Source organism: Streptomyces sp. NBC_00076, from assembly GCF_045041235.1.
Taxonomy (GTDB): Bacteria; Actinomycetota; Actinomycetes; order Streptomycetales; family Streptomycetaceae; genus Streptomyces.
Genome location: NZ_CP108242.1, coordinates 4682221 through 4703255, shown reverse-complemented (window position 1 = coordinate 4703255; position 21035 = coordinate 4682221). Strand labels below are relative to the sequence as shown.

Genomic DNA, 21035 nt, shown 5'->3' with positions numbered 1-21035 from the left:
TTAGCGTCGTTCCATGAGTTACCGCGACGTCGCCTCGAAGCAGGTCCTGATCTGGGCCTGCACCGCTGTGGGCGCCCGCATGCCGGTGGCCATGGCGCCGTTGGCCCTGGTCTTCCTGGTGCGGGAGCGCCCCGGTGGCTATGCCCTGGGCGCGGTTCTCGCGGCGGCCTATGTGATCGGTGAGATCGTCGGCGCCCCGGTCCTCGGCATGCGGCTGCGTCCCGAGCGGGCCCGTCCGCACCTGGCCGTCGGCCTCGCCGCCGGGGCGGCCGGATTCGTGGGTCTCGGGGTACTCCCGGATGCCCCCGTGCCGCTGCTCGCGGTGTTCGCGTTCCTCGCCGGCGCGGCCCCGGGCGCGGCCACCGGCGGGTTGCGCGCGCTGCTCACGGACCTGGTCCCGGAGCGGGCCGCGGCACAGGCGTTGTCCGTCGAGTCCATACTGATGTCGGGTGTCTGGGCCGTCTCCCCGGTCGCCGTCGCCTCCCTCGCCCTCGGCGTCGCCCCGCGGGCTCCGCTGCTCCTCGCGGCCGCCCTGATGGCGTCCTCGGTCGCGGGTCTGTGGCTGCTCCCGGCCGGCTGGAAGACGGACGACACGCAGGGCACGGAGCGGACGGGCGGCGCGCGGCTGCGCGTCCTGGCGGGTGCCTGGCCGGTGTATGTCACGGGCGCGGCGAGCCTCACCCTGCTCGGGCTGGCCGAACTCCTCCTGCCCGCCCTCCTCGAACAGCGCGGCATCGGGGTCGGCTGGTCCGGCCCGCTGCTGGCCGCGATGGCGGTGGCCGCGGGACTGGGCGCCTTCCTGTACGGCCTGAGGGCCTGGCCCGGGCGGCTGCGCACCCGCAGTGTGCTGCTGATGTGCGGGATGTCCGTCTGCGTGACCCTCGTCGCGCTGATACCGGGCCGGGCCGCGATCGCCGCCGGTCTTGCGGTGGGCGGTCTGCTCCAGTCGGGCGCGCTGATCACCCGCAACCTGTCCCTGCGTGCGGCGCTTCCGGCGAACGTCCTGGCCGCGGGCTACTCGGTGATGTACGCGGCGGCAGGCGCGGGGTACGCGGCGGCGGGTTCGTTCGCGGGCGCCCTGCTGCGGGTGACGGCGCCGTCCACGGCCATCCTGGCGGGCGTGGGCCTGACGCTGGTGCTGACGGCGGTCGGGTGGTGGGGCGAGGCGCGGTACGAGAGCCGTTCAGCGCAGGGCGTCGGCCACGCCGCCGTCGGATCCGTCGACGTCGGCCAGGCCACCGCGGGACCCGTCGGCGCAGGGCCCGTCGACGCCGGCCCGGAAGGTGCGGCGGTAAGCGGTCGGCGTGACCCCGAGAGCCGTCTGTAGGTGCTGCCGCATCGACTGGGCCGTGCCGAAGCCGGCGTCGCGGGCCACCAGGTCGACGGACAGGTCGGTGGACTCCAGCAGGTGCCGGGCCCGTTCCACCCGCTGCTGGGTGAGCCACTGGCCGGGACTGACGCCGACCTCCTCGCGGAAACGGCGCGTGAACGTGCGTACGGACATGGCCTCCTGCTCGGCCATGTCCCGCAGCTGGATCGGCTCGTGGAGGCGGCCCAGCGCCCAGGCGCGGGCGGCGGTCGTGGACGCCAGCTGCGGATCGGGCACGGGCCGATGGATGTACTGTGCCTGTCCGCCGTCGCGGTGCGGCGGTACGACCGTACGGCGGGCCACCTCGTTGGCGACCGCCGTGCCGTGGTCGCGGCGCACCATGTGCAGGCACAGGTCGATCCCGGCCGCGACGCCCGCCGACGTCAGGACGTCGCCGTCGTCGACGAACAGGACGTCCGCGTCGACCTCGATCCGCGGGAACAACCGCTGGAAGTGGTCCGCGGTGGACCAGTGCGTGGCGGCCCGGCGGCCGTCCAGGTGCCCGGCGGCGGCCAGGACGTATCCGCCGGTGCAGATGGCGGCGAGCCGGGTGCCGGGCCGGATGTGGTCGAGGGCGGCGGCCAGTTCGTCGGTCAGTACGCCCTCGTCGAAGACCGGGCCGAGTTCGTACGACGCCGGGATGACGACCGTGTCGGCGGTGGCGAGGATCTCCGGGCCGTGGGCGACCTGGATGGCGAAGTCGGCGTCGGTCTCGACGGGGCCCGGCGGTCGGATCGAGCAGGTGACGATCTCGTAGAGGCGTCGGCGCTCGGCGTTCTTGGTGCGGCCGAAGATGCGGTGCGGGATGCCCAGTTCGAAGGGGAGCAGGCCGTCGAGGGCGAGGACGACGACGCGGTGGGGGCGGAACTCCGGCTCACGACGTGGGGGCATGGCCCGATCGTAACGAATGCTGTCCTTCGGGCCACTCGTTCGTGGCCGCTCGGGAACGGAAGCTCTATCTCGTGACCCAGACAACCGAGGCCGCAGCCGCCGCAGAGAGAACCCCGCCGGTCAAGAAGCCCCGCATCCACCGCGCGTGGTTCGTCGCCGCCGTCACCTTCGTGACGATCATCGGCGCGGCGGCCTTCCGTTCGCTCCCCGGTCTGCTCATCGACCCGCTGAACGCGGAGTACGGCTGGTCGCGCGGCACGATCGGCGCCGCGGTCTCGGTGAACCTCGCGCTGTACGGGCTGACCGCCCCCTTCGCCGCCGCGCTCATGGACCGCTTCGGTATCCGGCGGGTGGTCGCGGTCGCGCTGACCGTGATCGCGATCGGCTCGGGCCTGACGGTGTGGATGACGGCGGCCTGGCAACTGATGTTGTGCTGGGGCCTGTTGGTCGGCCTGGGCTCCGGCTCGATGGCGCTGGCCTTCGCCGCGACGGTCACCAACCGCTGGTTCACCGAGCGACGCGGACTGGTCACCGGCATCCTCACCGCAGCCTCCGCCTCCGGCCAGCTGATCTTCCTGCCGGTGCTGTCCTGGATCGTGGAGACCCACGAGTGGCGCCCGGCGGCCGTGACGGTGGCGCTGGCCGCCCTCGCGGTCGTCCCCTTCGTCTGGCTGCTGCTGCGCGACCACCCGGCCGACGTGGGCCTGAAGCCTTACGGGGCAAGGGAGTTCGTACCGAAGCCGCCGCCGGTGCAGGGCGCCGCGCGCCGCACCCTGAGGGTCCTCTTCTCGGCCGCCCTCCCCCACTCTCGGCTTCGCTCGAGCGGGGGGACCCCCATCGGCCCCTTCTGGCTGCTCGCCGGTACCTTCGCGATCTGCGGTGCCTCCACCAACGGCCTGATCCAGACCCACTTCGTGCCCGCGGCCCACGACGACGGCATGCCCGTCCAGGCGGCGGCCTCACTGCTCGCGGTCATCGGCGTGTTCGACGTGGTCGGCACGGTGGCGTCCGGCTGGTTCACGGACCGTTTCGACCCGCGCCGACTGCTGGCGGTGTACTACGCGCTGCGCGGCGTCTCCCTGCTGTTCCTCCCCATGCTGCTCGCGCTCGCGCCGGGCGTCCACCCGCCGATGATCTTCTTCATCGTCTTCTACGGCCTCGACTGGGTCGCCACCGTCCCGCCCACCGTGGCGCTGTGCCGGGAGCAGTACGGCGACGACAGTGCGATCGTCTTCGGCTGGGTACTGGCCTCCCACCAGGTCGGCGCCGCTCTGGTGGCCTTCCTCGGCGGCGTCGTGCGGGACGTCTTCGGGGAGTACGACATGGTCTGGTACGCGTCGGGCGCGCTGTGCGCGGTGGCGGCGCTGATGGCGCTGGTGATCCGGCGGAGGCCGACGACTAGTGGCGTGGAGACAGTGGCGGTGGCGTGAGGCGGGAACTCGGCGCCCGGTTCCTTCCGTCACCCCCGGGTCGTGCAGGGGTGGCCGCCACGACCGGCCTCGTTTGAACGTCACCTCCAGGGCAGCACGCCCACGCCGCCCGCTGACGAGTTGCACCTCGGTCAATCCGGAGAACGGCTCGATCCGCTTCGGGTCACTGACCGAACCCCGCCCGTTCGTAGCCGGCGAACCCACCAACCACCACGCCGGCTACGGCACTCCCTCAGTCGCGACCGCCATAGCGCATCTCGATCTCCTTTTTCACCGCACGTGACACCTCGAACTCGCTTATGCCGTCCCGCAGTTGCTCCCTGCGTCCATCGGCGCTCACGAAGTCGTTGAACGCGCGTTCGGCCTCGGCTATGACTTCATCCGACTCGCTGGCCTGCTGTTCGCAGCACGCCTCCACCCAGTCCGTCTGCAGTTCGATCTCGCGCTCGACCGGGCGCATGCTGGGGCGAATGTCACGCAGGGGCACAATGGTGCGTGAGAAATGATGGAAAGCGCGCTGCAGAAGGTGGAGTCTGCCTTCCGGGCTGAGGGTCGATATCCGGTTGTCGCGGACCAGTGCCGAAGACGATACGGTGGCCATCTTCATGAACTCCGCCACATGCGTACCCTTCCCTTGGTTGTACATGTCGGGAAGGGGCATGACGCTGAACGAATTTGACCAATGTCTTTCCCATGCCTCGGGGCCGGTCATCACCTTCTTGGCTGACTTGACCTTTACGCCGATCACTGTGACTTCGGGTGCGAGCCCGGCCCCCTGCCTCATCGTGCACGGGTGCAGAAAGAGCATGGCGTGGTCATAGTGTTCAGAGAGGCCAGGTAACTCTACGTTCGAAAAGACGTCTCCCTGGTGATACGGGTGATAGCGCGGAGGGGCGTCCTCGCTCCCGAGGGCGCCCCTGTAGGCGTATAGCCTTGCGATATCAGGTACGGGGTCGAGCTGCGCACCCATACGGGCCCTCCGTCAGCGTCAGCCGCGAGGCCGCAGGGAGGGCAAACCATCCTCCGCGATGACGACCTCATACTCACTCTTGTACGTCTCACGCCACTGGGGCACGATCCGATCCAACAGCATAACTGACGTGACGTCACCGGCACCCAAGTCGATGAACTCTGCAGCGATTTCAGGCGAGTAAAGATCCATGACGGTCACCGTGAAACCGTCAACCATCGGCTGAGTGATCCATTGCGCCGGATCACTGACACCCGCGTCGGCAAGCACCTGCAGGAAGGCGGCGAGCTGAGCAAGACGGCTTCGGTTCTCCGGGGAGACGCCGCCGGCCTTACGCCATTTACGCAGTGCAGGGACACTCACCCCTAGCATGCGCGACATGTCGACCCACGTCATCCCCTGATCATCGGAGAGATCGTGAAGCAGCTCTTTCACCGTCTTGGTGCGAAGCAACTCCTGGTGCTTGTCCGTCAGCCAGTCGTGGCGATTGCGATGCCTGCTGCGTTCCACCTGGCGGTGACGCCCGCGAGCCAGAGCGGCGTCTTCACGCCACTGGGCGTCCATGGCTCGATAGTTGGTGGACGGTTTCAGTTCAACTGCCCACTCAGCTCGTGGCTTGATCGTCTCGCGTAACAACTCATCGAGCTCATGTCTACCGATAGGCCTCATGTCTTTTCCCCCCGGAAATACTCTCTTGCGTCATCTGTGATCGCGGACTGGAACAACTCCCCAGCAAGGGGCCGTAGTCGTCGGAAGTGCGTCAGTAGCGCATCCGGATCCAGGGGCCCTGGCGTTGCAGGTTCCCAAAAGCTGTCGATGTCCAGTGCGAAGAACGGACCGCTGATCGATTCTTTACGTTGCAAAGGAACATCTCGGTCAATGATTGAGGTGCCGACCACGTCGCCCCAGCGGAACCCGATCCATTCGTCTGAATCCAAGTGGTAGAGCGTGTGCCCCATGGATCCCGCAGGATGGCCGACCGAAAGCAAGCCGGCACTGGCCAGCAGCTCAGGAGCCACCCATTTTTCCCAGTTGAAGCCATCATCGGCTTGCGCGTGAGGCTGGCGCAGCTCGTTGACGAACCGGATTCCCGCACGCTGCACCAGAGCCTGCGGCGCGCATTCGGCGAGGGCTGTCAGCGCCGCCGACGCACAGTCCAGGAATGCAGGGAAGTCCGTGTACGCGACCGTGTCGAAGGTCAAGGACGTAGCCTTGAGGAGAGCTGATGAGGTCCGGTCCTGATTGAAGGCTCTCAGGGCCGGCAGGGTTTGAGCGGGCATGTCGTCGCTGGTTTGAAGCAGAGGAAGCGACACGGACATTTCCTGGGACAGGATTGGCAGCCGGTCCCGGATCGCATCCGCGAAGCGATCCCTGGTCTCAACCTTGTTGATGAATGGCTCGTAGGCGAGGGCGACCTCTGCAGTGACGTAGACCAGCGGGGAGCGTGGGAACACCTCGCGTCTTGGGTACATGCACTCGCTCCTCCGTGTGATCGTCCCTCGGTCGGCGAACCCCCAAACGGCACCGGGAAGCGTGATGGCAGCTCCCGACCCATGCTCGCCTCGTGGGCATCCAACCCGGACCTGTAACTAAAACTGTAACCAGTCGCGGGCGATACTACACGTCGAGATTTGGGCATTCATGCGTTTGGGTGATCTCCCGTAGGAGTATTTGCGTCGTTGACTCCCGGGTATTGACTCAGGCAGGGTGGCCGACCTGCGCATTTGTGTCTGCAGGTGAACCCGCGAGGCCTGAGGGCCGTGAGCATTACTCTTCGGTAACATTGGTTCGGAAGCCAGGAGAGACTCACTGCTGAAGATTCGGTTCGGGTCGGCGTCGTGGCGACGTCGTGTTTAGTCCGGTCTGGGCGATGAACCCTCAAGCGGGTGTGCGTCGGCAATGCGGCCGCTTGAGGCAGGTGAGGACCCATCCGTCCGGCTTCATCGATGTCCCCGTCAGAGAAATCGCCCCTTGTGGAACAGCAGAGGGGCCGCGTCCTCGTCGTCGCCCGTGCCCAGCGCGTCGACCCGGCCCACCACGATGAGGTGGTCGCCCCCGGTGTGCACCGCGTGGATCGTGCAGTCGATCCACGCGAGGGCGTCGGTGAGCCGGGGGGATCCGGAGACGGGGGCCGGGGTGTGCTCGACGCCCGCGAACTTGTCCGCGCCGCGCACCGCGAACGCGCGGCACAGCTCGGCCTGTCCGGCACTGAGGACGTTCACGCAGAAGGCCCCGGCACGGGCGATGCGCGGCCACGTCGTCGATGTGCGGCCGACCATGAAGGCGATCAGGGGCGGGTCGAGGGAGAGGGAGGAGAAGGACTGGCAGGCGAAGCCGGCGGGAGAGGCGTCAGGGGAGGTGCCGGGGCCGGCGGGGGGTGCTGTGACGACGGTGACTCCCGTGGCGAAGGTGCCCAGTACGCGACGGAACTCGGTCTGGTCGACGGGCGCTCGTTCGTTCTCCCGGACGCACCGCAACTCCGGTCGCGGGAGCGCCTCGACGGGTCGCGCGAGCGGCGCGGTCCCGGCCGACCTGAGGTAGCGGACGGCGGCTTCGGCCATCCCTGCTTGTCCCATCATGTCCCTCATTGAAGCTGACGGAGTGTCAGATAGGAAGGGCCAGGAAGGGCCAGGAAGGGCCAGGAGGGTCTAACGCCCCCCGTACTCCGGGCTCCTGCGCTCCACGAAGCTCCGCACGCCCTCCCGCGCGTCCGCCGTCGTCATGTTGATCTCCTGCGCGGCGGCCTCCGCGGCGAACGCGGTGGCGCGGTCGGTGTCGAGGGAGGCGTTGACCAGCTGCTTGGTGAGGGCGAGGGCGCGGGTCGGGCCGGTGGCGAGACGGGCCGCCCACTCGCGTGCCGTCTTGTCCAACTCCGCATCCGGTACGACACGGTTGACCAGACCCAGACGTTCGGCGCCGCTCGCGGAGAGCGCGTCGCCGAAGAACATCAGCTCCTTGGCGCGCTGCGGGCCGATGAGGCGGGGGAGGAGGTACGCACCGCCGCCGTCGGGGACGAGGCCCCGTCGTACGAACACCTCGATGAACCTGGCCGATTCGGCGGCGAGTACGAGGTCGCAGGCGAACGCGAGATGCGCGCCGAGGCCCGCCGCCGTGCCGTTCACCGCCGCGATCACCGGCTTCTCGCAGTCGAGGACGGCCGCGATCAGACGCTGCGCGCCGAGCCGGATCGTGCGGGCGACGTCCCCGGCGACCGGTTCCCCGGCCGAGGGGGCCTTACGAAGGTCCGCGCCCGCGCAGAACCCGCGGCCCGCGCCGGTGATCACCACAGCCCGTACATCAGGATCGGCCGAGGCGTCCGACAGCAGTCCGATGACACGGTCCCGCAGCTGCGGCGTAAGGGCGTTGAGGGCTTCGGGCCGGTCGAGCGTGAGGTACGAGACCTGGCCCTCGGTCTCATGCCGCAGCCCCGTTTCCTCCGCCTTCCCCGTCTCCTCCCTCTCCCCCGTCACCGGCACACCGCCAGCGCGTCCAGTGCCACCGCTCCCTGCCCCCTGGGCAGCACCATCAGCGGATTGATGTCGAGCTCCGCGAGGTCGTCCCCGAGCTCCAGGGCCATGCGCTCCACCCGCAGCACGACCTCGACCAACGCGTCGACATCCGCCGGCGGGCGCCCGCGGACCCCGTCGAGGAGGGCCCGCCCGCGCAGTTCGGCGCACATGTCCCGGGCCTGCTCCTCGCCGAACGGCGGCACGCGTACGGCGGTGTCCCGCAGCACCTCCACCAGCACTCCGCCGAGCCCCACGGTCACGGTCGGGCCGAACAGCTCGTCGTGCGTGACGCCGACGACCATCTCGACGCCCCGTTCGACCATCTGGCACACGAGGACACCGTCCAGCGGCACGTCCTCGTAGCGCGCGATGTCGGTCAACTCCCGGTAGGCGTCCCGGACCTGGCTGGCCGAGGTCAGCCCGATCTTCACCAGCCCGAGCTCGGTCTTGTGGGCGATCCGCGCACCGGACGCCTTCATCACCACCGGGTAGCCCACCAGCCCCGCCGCGCGCACGGCCGCCGCCGCGCTGGTCACCAGCTGCTCGCGCGGTACGCGAATGCCGTACGCCCGCAGCAGCTGCTTCGCCGCGTGTTCGCTCAGCTGCTGTCCCGGCCGCATCAGCGCCCGCGCCTTGCGGAAGGAGGGCGAGAGGGTGCGGGCCGCGGAGTCGAACGGGGAGCGGTAGCGGGTGGCGAAGCGGTGGTGGTCGAGATGGGCGCGGACGGCCGTGATGCAGTTGGCGACCGTGCGGAAGGTGGCCACCCGGGAGGAGCCGAGCAGGACCTCCCGGTACGCCGGCTCGGTGCCGACCGGGGAGCCCCACACCACGCACACCAGCTTGTCCGTCCGCTCGGCCGCGTCCACCAGGTCCCGCACCAGCCGGTCGCTGAGCGGCGGGAAGGGTCCGGTGACCGGGCAGATCAGGACGCCCACCTCCGGGTCGTCGAGGATCGCGTCGATGATCTTCCGGCCGCGCCAGTCCCCGACCGGGTGGCCGCCGTTGTCGACCGGGTTGGCCACGCTGAGGTACTCGGGTATCCACTGGTGCAGCTCGGCCTGCTTGCCCTGCGACAGCTCCGGCAGCCTGAGGCCCGCCTCGGTGGCCAGGTCGGCGAAGTGCGCGCCGGTGCCGCCCGAGATCGAATAGACGACGACCCCGTCGGCGACCGGCGGCCGGGCGCGGGCCAACAGGGCCGCGGTGTCCTGGAGTTCGTCCAGGCCGTCGACACGGATCACCCCGTACTGCCGCATCGCCGCGTCCACCACCGCGTCGGCGCCGGTCAGTTTGCCGGTGTGCGAGGCGGCCGTGCGGGCGCCCGTCTCGGTGCGGCCCACCTTCACCGCCACCACGGGCACCCCGCGCCGGGCGGCCCGGTCGGCGGCGAGCAGGAAGGAACGGCCGTCCTTGAGCCCCTCGACGTAGCAGGCGATGGCGCCGACCTCGGGCCGTTCGGCGAAGTAGGAGAGGAAGTCCGCGGTCTCCAGGTCGGCCTCGTTGCCGGTGGGCGCCCAGTGGGAGAGACGGATGCCGAGTTCCTGGAGGGCGAAGACCGGGCGGCCCTGGTGGCCGGACTGGGTGATCAGGGCGATGGCCGGCCCGTCCAGGTCGTCCCGGAACTCCTCGAAGGCGTTGAGGTTGGTGTTGGGGCCGAGCAGTCGTATCCCGGACCGTTCGACGGCGGTGGCGAGTCGGGCCTGGGCGGCCGCTCCCGCCTCGCCCGTCTCGGCGAACCCGGACGCGAAGACGACCGCGAACTTCACCTTGGTCTCGGCCAGTTCATCGATCACGGGAAGGGGGTCGGAGACCAGCAGTACGGCGAGATCGACCTGTTCGGGCAGGTCGGCGACGGAGGGGCAACAGGGGATGCCGAAGACGGACGGACGGGTGGGGTGCACCGGGTGCAGTCGCGCCCCGACCCGCTCGGCCCAGGTGAGCAGTTGCCGGGTGACCCCGGTGTTCGGCCTGCCCTCGGTGTCCGAGGCGCCGATCACGGCGACGGACTCCGGTCGGAAGAAGCGGTCCAGATCGGGGACGGCGGCGTACAACGGCCGCCCGCTGACGTCGAGGTCGTCCACCTCCGCGGGCCGGCCGTGTACGGCGGGCCCGGGTTGCTCGCCGCAAGCGATGACCCGGGCACGACGGGAGTCGGTGGTGAAGGTGCCGTGGGTTGATCCAAGCATCGGTCTCCGCCCGCTCCTGAGTGACTGGCAAGTAACTGACGCACTGTCAGATTACAGACCTGACGGGTTGTCAGGAATGGGCCTGCACGCAAAGGATGACCGGCTTGCCCGCCGAGGACTCCTCGGCGCGGGACGCCCGGCGGACCGGCGAAGGACTCCCGCGGCGCCTACAGCGCCGCCACCACCTCCTTCGCCACCCGCTCGCCCGACCGCACCGCACCGTCCATGAAGCCCATCCAGTGGGTGGAGGTCTCCGTCCCGGCCCAGTGGATACCGCCCACGGGCGCGCGCAGGGCGGGACCGTACTGGGTCAGGACGCCCGGCGCGGCGATGGAGACGGGGCCGCCGCGGGTGTAGGCCTCGTTGTTCCAGCGTTGCAGGACGAAGGACTTGGGGGAGGCCGCTTTCTCGCCGAAGTACGTCACGTAGTCCTTCAGCACGGCCGCCCGGACCTCCGCCTCGCTCGCCGCGTCCAGCTTTCGGGCCTCGTCGGCCTCGATGAAGCCCATCAACGCGCCGTACGAGGCGTCGGGCGGGGAGTTGTCGAAGGTGGAGCTGACCACGCCGGTGTCGCTGACGACCTGGCCGTTGAGCCCGTCGGCACGCCAGAAGGGGGTGTCGTAGATCGCGATCGCCTTGCCGACCGAGGCCATCGGCAGGCGCTGGGTGAGCTGGTCCCGGGCGGCAGGAAGGAGGGGGCTGTACGAGATGCGCGCCGCGAGGGGCGGGGGCAGGGCGACGACGACCTTCTTGGCGGTGACGGTGATGCCGTCTGCCGTCACGACGTGGTCGCCGCCGGACCGGGCGATCGTGCGCACCGGGGCGTTCAGCACCACCCGCTCGCCGAGCGTGGCGGCGAGCTTGATCGGCACCAGTTGGGAGCCGCCGACGAAGCGCAGTTCCTGGGCGCCGTTCGCGGTCTCGGTGAGGCGTTCCAGGGTGCCGACGTTCGACTCGTTGCCGGCGGCGGCGATGTAGAAGAGGACGAACAGGAGCGAGAGCTCCCGGGGTTCGGCCGAGAAGATCGACGTACAGGCCACGTCCAGAAGGAACTTGGCGGACGGGATGACGGCGTTGGCGCGCAGCCAGCTCTCGAAGGTCTGGCGGTCCCACTCCTCGGCCTTCGCGGCGGTCCAGGGCGCGTCCACCGGGACCTGCTTGGCCATGTCGTCGAGCGAGGCCTGCACGATCGCCGCGTTCGCGAGGCCGGCCGCGTCGATCGGCGGGACCGAGCCGAGCAGTCCGTCGGTGGCGTAGGCGGTCTTCTTGCCGTCCTTGTTGAGGAGGTTCTTGCCGGTGTTGTAGGTGGGGAAGGTCGCCACGCCCAGGGAGTCGGCGAGCGCCTTGATGCGGTCCTGGGTGGGGCCGATGAACTCGCCGCCGCCCTCGGTGACCTGGCCGTTGCCCAGCGGCAGGTTCACCACCCGGCCGCCGACCCGGTCGCGGGCCTCCAGGACGACCACGGTCTTGCCGGCCGCGACCAGGTCCCGGGCCGCGGTGAGCCCGGCGAGGCCGCCGCCGACGACGGCGACGTCCACCCTGCGGGTGGCCGCGGCGGCCGTACCGGCGGCGGTGGTGGTGAGGGTCGCGGCGCCCGCCGCCGCTGCGGCACCGCCGAGCAGGAGGCGTCGGGAGAGCTGGGGGCGCGGGGTGAGTTGGGGGCGCGGGGGGTGCTGACTTTCGCGTGCCACGTGCGTCCTCCGTCGTAGCGAGAGGTGGGGGTGGAGCCGGAAAGGTGAACAGTGCTCACATTCTGGCCCCGTGCGGTGGCGACGTACAGCTCTTCCGTCACATCTGACCCACAAGTAACAAGAGGTGTACGTAGGAGAGTTGAGAGGTGTCTACGTCGGACGCGCCTCAGGCGGGCAGTCGGGAGACCTGTCGCGCGGTGTCCTTGGCGATGCTCTTCGCGATCTTCTCGGCGTCGATGGCCAGCTCGCGGAACGTGCCGCTGATGGGGGTGACGAAGCCGGTGAAGTAGAGGCCGGGCGCGTTCCGCGGGGTGTGGGCGCCGTTGACGACCGGGTTGCCGTCCGCGCCGAGGACGTCGAGGTGGCCGACGATGTCCTCCAGGGCCCGGACGTAGCCGGTGGCCGCGATCACGGCGTCCGGGGAGACGCGTGCACCGTCGGCGAGGAGCGCCTCGGCGCCCTCGAATCCCTCGACGGCGGCCACCACCTCGACCCGGCCCTTGCGCACCGCGTCGACGAGACCGACGTCCTGTACGGGGATCGCGCCCTCCTTGGTCCGGCTGTAGAGGCCGGTGTCGGGGCGGGGCAGCCCGTGTGCCGCCAGATCGGGGATGCTCACCTTGGCCAACACCTCGCTGAGCCGGTCGACGAGCCCGACCGGCAGCCGACGGACGGCGATGCCGTTGTACTGGGCGGCCCAGCCTGCCGTCGAGCGGCGCACGATGTGCGGGACGGTACGCACGGACAGCCGTACCCGCGAGGCACCGCCCTCCACCAGGTCGACGGCGATCTCGGCACCGGTGTTGCCGACACCTACGACCAGGACGTCACGGCCGGCGAAGGGCTTCGGGTCGCGGTAGTCGCCGGCGTGCAGGAACTCGCCGGTGTAGGTGTCGCGGCCCGGCCAGTCAGGAACCCGGGGCGTGTGGTTGTAGCCCGTGGCGACGACCACCGCCGCGCCGGTCAGCTCACGTCCGCCGGTGGCGTGAAGCAGCCAGCCGGTGCCGTCGGGGGAGCGCTCCACCCGGGAGACCTCGACACCGGTGACGATCTCCAGCTCGTGGACCTCGGCGTACTTCTCCAGATAGCGCACCACGTCGTCCCGGGCGACCCAGCGCCCGAACCGGCGCGGCATCGGCAGCCCCGGCAGGGCTGACAGCCGGCGGGTGGTGTGCAGGTGCAGCCGGTCGTAGTGGCGCCGCCAGGACTCCCCGACGCGGTCGGACCTCTCCAGCACGACGGCCCGGATGCCCCGGGCGCGCAGGGCGTACGCGGTGGCGAGCCCGCCGGGGCCGCCGCCGATGACGTAGACGGGGTGTTGTTCCGCGTGGGCAGCGGCGGGGGCAGTCGCGTGGCTCGTCACTGAATCCGTCGCCGGGTCCGTCGCTGGGTCCGTCGCGTGGGTCGTTGCTGGGCTCGTCGCGTCGTGCGTCGGCTCCGCGGGGCTTGCGGAGGCTGGGGAGTCGGCCATGAGCGCGAGCGTAATCCCGGGCGCGATTGATGGGTCTCGGTCAAGACCGGAATTGGTTGCGGATTGATCACGGCTGTGGGGGGTGGGGGTGGGGCTCGTGCCGTGGGGAGGGTGGATGTGTGGGGGGAGTGGGCGCGGCGGTCCTGCTTCGCAGGTACGCTCCCGCCCGCGCCACCGCTGCGGCGGCCTCGGCGGCTTGGTCTGCGGGCTTCGTCGGGGCGGTCGCACGCGTGGGTGAGCAGACCAGTCCCGTAGGCGATACGCGGTAGGCGTCTCAGTCGTGCGGTTCCGCATCCAGCAGTGCGAGGGCGTTGCGGATGCCCTGTTCGAGGAGTTCGTCGGCGAGCAGTCGGTCGGTCAGGGCTCGGGAGAGTTGCAGTGTCCCGGCCATCATGCCGAGGAGGCTGAGTGCCTTCACGTGTGCCGAGGGCGGGTCGTGGGGTACCAGGCGGGCGGCGAAGCCGTCGATGAGGGCCAGCGCGCCGTCGGTGTACGCCTGCTTGGTGGGATCCGTGGAGCGTGCGATCTCGTCGAGCAGGGCGGCGTTGGGGCAGCCGTCCTCGATGCTGTCGCGCTGCTCGGGGGAGAAGTACCAGTGAATCAACTGTTCGAGTCCGGCACGGCCGGGTGCCGCCTGCGCGACGATGTTCTCGTGCTGTGCGCGCATCTGGTCGGCGACCGCGGTGGCGACGAGTTCGTCCTTGGAGGCGAAGTAGGCGTAGAAGGTGCCGCTGGTCAGCCCCGCGTCCTTCATCAGCGTCGCGACTCCGGAACCGTCGATGCCGTTGCGCTTGAGCCGGCGGCCGGCCGTCGCGATGATCCGCTGCCTTGTCTGCTGTTTGTGTTCTTTCGTGTACCGCACGATGGGTTCCTCCGTCGCAGCCGGGGCTTGCGGCCCCGGCTGCCGCTGGTCAGGTCAGGTCGGGTCAGGTCAGCGTGCCGCGCCTGCGAGGAGAGCGGGAAAGTTGATCCTGGCGGTCTGCAGTTTCGGGTCGTGGGGCTCGGGGACCCCGCCGTCGGTGATGTACAGCCGATCGCCGCGGACCGCGGTCGCGGAGGGCGAGGCGAGGCCGTCCGCGCTGGTCAGGACGGGCTTGTAGGTGCCGTCCGGGTAGATGACGACGACCCTGTCCGGACCGTTCTGCGAGGAGGAGCCGTTCTGCGCCGCGAACACCACATCGGAGAAGGGGGTCAGGAAGCTGAGGTCGTCGATGTTGGGCAGGCCGCCCGTGACAACGCGGATGGGGCCTGCCGCGCCGGCGATGGTGACCGGTACGCGCAGCAGGGTTCCCTTGTTGAAGTTGCTGATCCACAGCGCGCCGTGGTGGAACCTGAGCCCGTTGGCGCCGATCGGCAGTGCTTCGGTCGGCACCGGCGCGAGAGCGGCATCGGTGAGCCACGGGGTCACCGATCCGCCCGAGACCGGAACGGACCAGATGACGCCCTTCAGGCTGTCCGCGATGTAGAGGATGCGTCCGGCCGCATCGACGGCCAGTCCATTGGGGCCCGAGTCGGCGGGCAGAGCGGCGACGCGCTGCGGGGTACCGTCCGCGAGCAGCTTGTACACGCCGTTCCTGGCCGCGTTGCCCGGGGCCCACAACGCGTAGTAGACGGTGCCGTCACCGCCGCGGGCGTTGCCGCTGATCGCCTCACCCACCTGCCCGGTGACGAGCACCGTGCGCTCTCCGGACGCGGAGATACGCATCAGCTCCGGCCCATGGGTGCGCTCGCACACCGCGCAACTGCCGAGCATGGACAGGGTCACTGAGCCGTCGGGGTTGGCGGTGATGTTCTCGGGTATCTCGCCGGCGCCGAAGTCGAACGTCGCCGCGGTCCGTACGTCGGTGACAACGGATCTGCTGTACGAGTCTCCCGTCCCGTGTCTCGTCCCCGCGGACGCGGACGGCGCCGACACCAGCACGGCCGCCGTCGCGGTGACCGCCAGCGCGATGCCGACGTTCCTCTTCACAAAACGCCGTGCGCTCGACGCACTGCGCCGGGCCGTTTGCTGACGTTGCTGCTGCATGACTCTCCTCGGCAAATCAACGAGTGACTGATCAATGGGCTTTCGGCGACGTCAGAGGGACGAGGCGGTGTGCCTTGGTGACGCGTGGGGCGGGCGGGTCGGCGGGTCGGCGGTGCAGCGCAGCTTCGGTTCTCGTCGGTGGCCGCGGTGACGATCGCTCTGGCGACGACGGCGGGGTCGTCGCCGTCCTTCCTCGCCTGCGCGATCACCTCGTCGAAGATGCGCCGTCGTTTTCGGACGGGTGAGGGCAGGCGAAGGGCGAGCGTCAGTTCGGCATCCGGTTGAACCTGCGGACGATGCGGTCGAAGATCCGGGCCGGAAGGACGCGGTGGAACACGCTGATGCCGGCCGCCGTCGTGCCGGCCGTGCGCCGCAGTTTCGGGTTGCGGTCGGTGGCCGCCCCGACGATCACCTTGGCCACGGTGGCGGGATCGTCGCCGCCGCTGGTGTTTTTGGCCAGTACCTCGTCGAAGGTGCGCCGTCCCGACGCGTAGAGCGGCAATGGGGTGTCGCCCTGCACGCTGTGGTCCCCGAACGGGGTGTTGATCGGGCCGGGCTCGACGAGCAGGATCCGGACGCCGTGCTCGCGGACCTCGTGGTCCAGCGACCCGGAGTAGCCCTCGACCGCGTGCTTGGTCGAGGTGTAGATGGCCATGAACGGGCTGGGGACGAACCCGCTGAGGGAGGAGACGTTGATGACGCGTCCGCGCCGTTGCGTGCGCATGTGCGGCAGAACAGCCTTGGTCATCCGCATGATGCCGTAGACGTTGACGTCGAAGACCTCCTGCGTCCGGGCGACGGAGAACTCCTCGGCGGCGCCGTTCGCGCCGACGCCCGCATTGTTGACCAGGACGTCGATGCGCCCGAACCGGTCGATCACCTGCTTGACCACGGAGGCGACCGATTCGTCGCTGGTCACGTCGAGGTCGAGGTAGGTCACTCCGGCGGGCGCGGTGACTCGCGCGGTGTTGCGAGCGGTTCCGATCACCTCGAAGCCCGCCGCGGCGAAGGCACGGGCCGTCTCCTTGCCGACTCCCGATGAGGCTCCCGTCACGAGTGCCACCGGCCGATGTGTCGCCATTGCCTGCTCCCTTGGCTTGAATTACGTTCGTATGCCTTACGTTCGTACGACCATATGGGGGTCGTCGATCGATGGCAAGGGGGAGCGTCCGGCGATTCGAGAAAGATTGGGGGAACGTGGGGGTGCGGTACGGGTGAGGCCCGAGCGGATGGTGAGCGGTTGACCGAGGCGGGCGGCCCTCGCCTCGGTGGCGGGAGTCTCGAGCAACCTCCGCGAACGCCAAGCGGTCTTGCTGGGTGCAGAGGTCGGGGGGAAGTGCCTGTGCCGACGGGCCGGCACAGGGACGGAAGACGACCTGCCGAGCGCCTGAGCGAGGGTGGAGATGACGCATCTGAACACCGTGGTGACGTGGGTCGACGTACGCGACGGACTGCCTCCGAGCGGTATACCGGTGGCAGCGGCGATCACGGGTCGTTATCCCGCTGACAGCGTCACCGAGTCCGATACGGCGTCAGGTGAGGAGTTCTGGCTGGTGCGGCCGATGTACTTCACGACCCTGCACTTCAGTGAGGACGGGAGCGAGCACAGAGACTGCTTCGTCGACTCCGACGGGATCGTCCGTCTGCCCTACGGCCTCGCGAGCGATGAAACGGTGACGCACTGGGCTGAGCTGCCCACCCTGCCAGGCGGGAGCACGCACGTGATGCTCGGGAAGGACGCGCGGACAGCTCTCCAGAACGCGTGGGGCCCTCATCCCACTACCTGACCCACAGCCTGCTCGGACATTGGCGTTGCGCCGACGCGGGTAGGCCTGCCGGGCCCGGGCCGTCCGTCCGAAGTCCGATGAGTTTCTCCGTGTTGTGCAGTCAGAGGTCATGGTTGGTGCGCCGGCGGGTGCGAATGTGATCGAAGCGCACCGACCGCTGAGAACCGGACACGAGACACCATCCGCTGACGGACACGAGACACCGAGGAACCCCAGATGCGTACCCTGATCAGCACCGCTTTCATCTCGCTCGACGGCGTCGTCGAGGCCCCCGGCGGCGAGCCCGGTTACCGGAACGCCGGATGGACCTTCAAGGACATCGAGTTCCTCCCCGAGGCATTCGAGATCAAGGGCCGGGAGCAGACGGAAGCCACCGCGATGCTGCTGGGCCGGACCAGCTATCAGGCGTTCAGTCCGGTGTGGCCCGACATGGAGGACTTCGCCGACTACAAGGTGATGCCGAAGTACGTCGTCTCCACCACCCTCACCGAGGACGACCTGGTGTCGAACTGGGGCGAGACGACGATCCTGCGCTCGCTCGACGAGGTCGCCGCCCTGAAGGAGACCGAGGGCGGCCCGGTCATCGTCCACGGCAGCGCCTCCCTGAACCAGGCCCTTTCGGACGCCGGCCTGATCGACAGATACCACCTGCTCGTGTTCCCGCTGCTGCTCGGGGCGGGCAAGCGGCTCTTCAGCAGCACGGACAAGGACACCCAGAAGCTGAAGCTCGTCGAGCACGAGGTCTACGCCAACGGTCTGCAGAAGAACGTCTTCGACGTCGTCCGCTGACTTCGACGACTGACCTCGTCAGGTCCCTTCGGTGTGTCCCTCGCCGCGGCGTGGTGTCGTCGCCCAGGACGGGAGCCAGGCTGCCTCGGGGAGGGGTGTCAGGCTCGCGAAGTGGTCGATGATCGCCCGGAGTCCTGGGTGCGGGTTCGCTCGGGGGAGGATGAGCGAGAGCGGGTAGGCGAGCGTCGGGTTCACGATCGGAATGCGGCGCAGGTCGTGGTTGGTCGGCCAGATGTACCGGTCGCGCGAGCCCACGAGGGTTGCCACGTCCGCGGAGTCCGCGAGGATGTCGAGGAGTACCTCGTTGCCGAAGTTCGGGCCCGCGGCGTCGACGCGGAGGTCGAATTCGGTGGTGAGCTGATCGTAGAACTCCGCCCATTCGCTTCGCGGCGCTATACCCGGCACCCAGATCCGGTGCCGCCGCAGCTGGGGCGGTGTCAGTGTCCGCGCGGAGGCGAGCGGGTGCCTCGGGCCGACGACGAGTTCCAGCGGCGAGTCGAAGGCGTGGATCATCTGCACGTCCCGCGGCAGGGTGGCCGGGTCGGTGACCGAGCGGAACGAGGCGTCGACATCGCCTGCCTGGACGGCGGAGACCGCCACGTGCGGGTCGTTGACCTTGAGGGTCACCACGTCGAGGTCGGTTTCGGGATGCGACCGCCAATAGTCGTGCAGGACGACGGCCTGCGCGGTTCGCAGGCCGAGCACGTCGATCCGAAGCGCCCGCGAACCCGGTCTGATCGCGGTGACGGCACGGTCGACGCCCGTGATGATGTTCCGGGCGTGCGGGAGGAAGGCCTGGCCGTCGAGTGTCAGCTCGACGCCTCGGGCGGTACGGGTGAACAGCCGGACATCGAGTTGCCGCTCGAGGGTCGCGATCCGCTTCGACACGGCCTGTTGCGTGACGCCGAGCTCGTCGGCCGCGTGTTGCAGCTGTCCGAGCTCGGCCGCGCGGACGAACGATCGCACTGCCTCGGTATCCATGGAGGCAGCGTAGAGGCGCTCAACTGATGGTTGTGGCTCGCCCGGGAGCCGGTTGTTTGATCCCTGACGGCTGCGGCCGGTGTGATGCGGAGACCCGAACATCGGTTGTCGCGAGGGAGTCGCATGCGCGTGCAGTTGGGCCGCGGTTTCGGCTGGCTGTGGTCGGCCTACGCCGTCAGTACGTACGGTACGTGGATCGCCTTCGGCGCTTTCCCGCTGCTCGCGGTTCGGGTGCTGCACTCGCCGGCCTTCGCCGTGTCGCTCCTGGAGGCGGCTGGACTCGCCGTCGCGGCGGTTGTCGCGTTCTCACTCGGGCCGTGGGTCGAGCACCGCGCCAAGCGTCCGGTGATGATCGCGATGGACCTGATCCGGTTCGTCGCGTTGGCGAGTGTCCCGATCACCTACGTCCTCGGCGTGCTTTCATACGGCCAACTGCTGGTCGTCTCGGTCATCTCCGGGACCGCGAGCATCGCCTTCAGCGCCGCGTCCGGCGCGTATCTGAAGCATCTCGTCCGTGGCGATCACCTCCTGGTGGCGAACGGGAGGTTCGAGGGCACGAGCTGGGTGGCGACCGCGGCGGGCCCGCCCCTCGGTGGTGCACTCATAGGGCTGCTGGGCCCGGTCGTCACCGTCATGGCCGACGCCCTCAGCTACCTGCTGTCCGCGCTCGCGGTCCTCCGTATCCGCGGAGGCGACGTCGCCGCACCCCGCTCCCCGACCACCAGGGTGCGCGGAGCCGGCCTTCTCCACGGCTGGCGGTTCATCCTCCGCGACCGCGTACTGAGGGGCCTGTTCCTCAACTCGGTCCTGGTCAGCGGCCTCATCATGGCCACCGCCCCGCTCCTGTCCGTCCTCCTGCTGGGCCAGTACCACTTCCCGGCCTGGCAGTACGGTCTTGCCTTCGGCGTCCCGGCACTCGGCGGCTTCGTGGGCGCCCGCCTCTCCGCACGCCTCGTGACCCGCTACGGCCGGCACCGAGTCATGGCCGTCTCCGGCTGGCTGCGATCGCTGTTCCCACTCGGTCTCGCGTTCGTCCGTCCCGGCATCCCAGGACTCCTCACCGTGATCGTCGTCGAGGGCCTGCTGATCACCTGCATGGGCGTCTTCAACCCGATCTACGCGACAGAACGCCTGCAACGGACTCCCGCGGATCACACCGCCCGGGTCCTCAGTACGTGGAGTGCCATCAGCAAACTCGTCACTGCTGCCCTGATGGTGATCTGGGGCGTTCTCGCCACACTCACCAGTCCGCTCGCCGCGATCACCATGTCCGGCGTACTCCTGCTGGCCACCCCGCTGTTGCTGCCCACACGGTCTGCCCGCTGGAGAGAGGTCAGACCCGCTCCAGAGGCCGATGCGGCCCGCTCGGAAGCTCCGCTTTGATCGCGTCGCCCGGGCGCACCACGCCGCCCTCCTTGACGATGGTCATGATCCCGGCCTTGTGCACAATGTTCCCGGCGTCATCGCGGCCGACGACCTGCTTCAGCAGCCCGTTCTGGAAGTTGTCGATCTGCTGGCACGGATTGCGCAGGCCGGTCACCTCCAGCACCGCGTCGTCGCCGATCCGCAGCAGCGTGCCGACCGGCAGGCCGAGCAGATCGATGCCGCGAGTGGTGATGTTCTCGCCGAGGGCGCCGGGCGCCACACTGAAGCCCTCAGCACCGACCTCGGCGAAGAGTTCTTCGTGGATGAGGTGGACCTGGCGCAGGTTCGGCTGGGTCGGGTCCTGCGCGACCCGAAAGCGGTGCTTGACCGTCACGCCGGCGTGTACGTCACCCTCCACGCCGAGCCCGGCGAGCAGCGTGATGCTGTCCCGGTTCGGCTTGGTGAACGAGTACTCGCCGTTGCTGCTGACTGCCGTAACCATCGCGCTCATCATCGGATCCCCCTCCACTGACAACGGTCAGTTACGACCCTATCCCTGGTGACAGCGCGTGC

The 21035-nt window shown here is 69.4% G+C and carries 18 protein-coding genes and 1 pseudogene; 5 read left to right on the top strand and 14 right to left on the bottom strand.

The genetic code is table 11. The features are described 5' to 3' along the window. Nucleotides 1-13: 13 nt before the first annotated feature. Nucleotides 14-880: pseudogene (locus tag OHA64_RS21205) on the top strand (MFS transporter); the annotation flags it as partial. 303 nt (nucleotides 881-1183) lie between these two features. On the opposite strand, the gene OHA64_RS21200 reads toward OHA64_RS21205, so the two are convergent. Then, complete coding sequence (locus OHA64_RS21200) at nucleotides 1184-2260, bottom strand: GlxA family transcriptional regulator (RefSeq protein WP_405615333.1); 1077 nt, start codon at nucleotides 2258-2260, stop codon at nucleotides 1184-1186. A 71-nt stretch (nucleotides 2261-2331) separates the two neighbouring features. On the opposite strand from OHA64_RS21200, the gene OHA64_RS21195 reads away from it, so the two are divergent. Continuing rightward, nucleotides 2332-3690, top strand: a complete 1359-nt coding sequence (locus tag OHA64_RS21195; protein WP_405615331.1) for an MFS transporter — start codon at nucleotides 2332-2334, stop codon at nucleotides 3688-3690. A 232-nt stretch (nucleotides 3691-3922) separates the two neighbouring features. Here OHA64_RS21195 and OHA64_RS21190 read toward each other — a convergent pair whose 3' ends face one another. The 11 genes from OHA64_RS21190 to OHA64_RS21140 form a co-directional block, all read right to left on the bottom strand. Continuing rightward, nucleotides 3923-4498, bottom strand: a complete 576-nt coding sequence (locus OHA64_RS21190; protein WP_405615329.1) for a hypothetical protein — start codon at nucleotides 4496-4498, stop codon at nucleotides 3923-3925. A gap of 180 nt (nucleotides 4499-4678) precedes the next feature. Then, entirely contained in the window at nucleotides 4679-5224 is a 546-nt protein-coding gene (locus OHA64_RS21185; protein WP_405615327.1) for a hypothetical protein, read from the bottom strand. A 101-nt stretch (nucleotides 5225-5325) separates the two neighbouring features. After that, nucleotides 5326-6132: a TIGR04255 family protein gene (locus OHA64_RS21180; RefSeq protein WP_405615325.1), complete on the bottom strand. Its 807-nt coding sequence runs from the start codon at nucleotides 6130-6132 to the stop codon at nucleotides 5326-5328. Between the two features lie 483 nt (nucleotides 6133-6615). Continuing rightward, nucleotides 6616-7236, bottom strand: coding sequence for a flavin reductase family protein (locus OHA64_RS21175; RefSeq protein ID WP_405624042.1), 621 nt, complete (start codon nucleotides 7234-7236; stop codon nucleotides 6616-6618). 72 nt (nucleotides 7237-7308) lie between these two features. Next, entirely contained in the window at nucleotides 7309-8085 is a 777-nt protein-coding gene (locus OHA64_RS21170) for an enoyl-CoA hydratase/isomerase family protein (RefSeq protein WP_405624041.1), read from the bottom strand. Nucleotides 8086-8126: 41 nt separating this feature from the next. Continuing rightward, nucleotides 8127-10352, bottom strand: a complete 2226-nt coding sequence (locus OHA64_RS21165) for an acetate--CoA ligase family protein (RefSeq protein WP_405615324.1) — start codon at nucleotides 10350-10352, stop codon at nucleotides 8127-8129. Nucleotides 10353-10519: 167 nt separating this feature from the next. Beyond that, a complete protein-coding gene (locus tag OHA64_RS21160; RefSeq protein ID WP_405615322.1) occupies nucleotides 10520-12043 on the bottom strand; it encodes a flavin monoamine oxidase family protein in 1524 nt (507 codons plus the stop codon). 166 nt (nucleotides 12044-12209) lie between these two features. Next, the gene (locus OHA64_RS21155) at nucleotides 12210-13406 is read right to left on the bottom strand and encodes a flavin-containing monooxygenase (protein WP_405615320.1); all 1197 of its coding nucleotides are present in this window, start codon (nucleotides 13404-13406) and stop codon (nucleotides 12210-12212) included. A gap of 382 nt (nucleotides 13407-13788) precedes the next feature. Continuing rightward, nucleotides 13789-14379 (bottom strand): TetR/AcrR family transcriptional regulator, encoded by a 591-nt coding sequence (locus tag OHA64_RS21150; RefSeq protein WP_405624040.1) that lies wholly within the window; start codon nucleotides 14377-14379, stop codon nucleotides 13789-13791. A gap of 66 nt (nucleotides 14380-14445) precedes the next feature. Beyond that, nucleotides 14446-15540 (bottom strand): hypothetical protein, encoded by a 1095-nt coding sequence (locus tag OHA64_RS21145; protein WP_405615318.1) that lies wholly within the window; start codon nucleotides 15538-15540, stop codon nucleotides 14446-14448. 265 nt (nucleotides 15541-15805) lie between these two features. Then, a complete protein-coding gene (locus OHA64_RS21140; RefSeq protein ID WP_405615316.1) occupies nucleotides 15806-16621 on the bottom strand; it encodes an oxidoreductase in 816 nt (271 codons plus the stop codon). A 322-nt stretch (nucleotides 16622-16943) separates the two neighbouring features. Between OHA64_RS21140 and OHA64_RS21135 the strand changes: the two genes are divergently transcribed. Both OHA64_RS21135 and OHA64_RS21130 read left to right on the top strand, forming a co-directional pair. After that, complete coding sequence (locus tag OHA64_RS21135) at nucleotides 16944-17327, top strand: AQJ64_40280 family protein (protein ID WP_405615313.1); 384 nt, start codon at nucleotides 16944-16946, stop codon at nucleotides 17325-17327. A gap of 216 nt (nucleotides 17328-17543) precedes the next feature. Beyond that, on the top strand, nucleotides 17544-18116 hold the full coding sequence (locus OHA64_RS21130; protein WP_405615311.1) for a dihydrofolate reductase family protein: 573 nt from the start codon (nucleotides 17544-17546) through the stop codon (nucleotides 18114-18116). An 18-nt stretch (nucleotides 18117-18134) separates the two neighbouring features. On the opposite strand, the gene OHA64_RS21125 is transcribed toward OHA64_RS21130, so the two are convergent. After that, nucleotides 18135-19097 (bottom strand): LysR family transcriptional regulator, encoded by a 963-nt coding sequence (locus tag OHA64_RS21125; protein ID WP_405615309.1) that lies wholly within the window; start codon nucleotides 19095-19097, stop codon nucleotides 18135-18137. A 123-nt stretch (nucleotides 19098-19220) separates the two neighbouring features. Between OHA64_RS21125 and OHA64_RS21120 the strand changes: the two genes are divergently transcribed. Beyond that, nucleotides 19221-20480: an MFS transporter gene (locus OHA64_RS21120; protein WP_405615307.1), complete on the top strand. Its 1260-nt coding sequence runs from the start codon at nucleotides 19221-19223 to the stop codon at nucleotides 20478-20480. Here OHA64_RS21120 and OHA64_RS21115 read toward each other — a convergent pair. After that, a complete protein-coding gene (locus OHA64_RS21115) occupies nucleotides 20431-20973 on the bottom strand; it encodes an MOSC domain-containing protein (RefSeq protein ID WP_405615304.1) in 543 nt (180 codons plus the stop codon). The two genes, OHA64_RS21120 and OHA64_RS21115, sit on opposite strands and share 50 nt — an antisense overlap. Nucleotides 20974-21035: the final 62 nt, after the last annotated feature.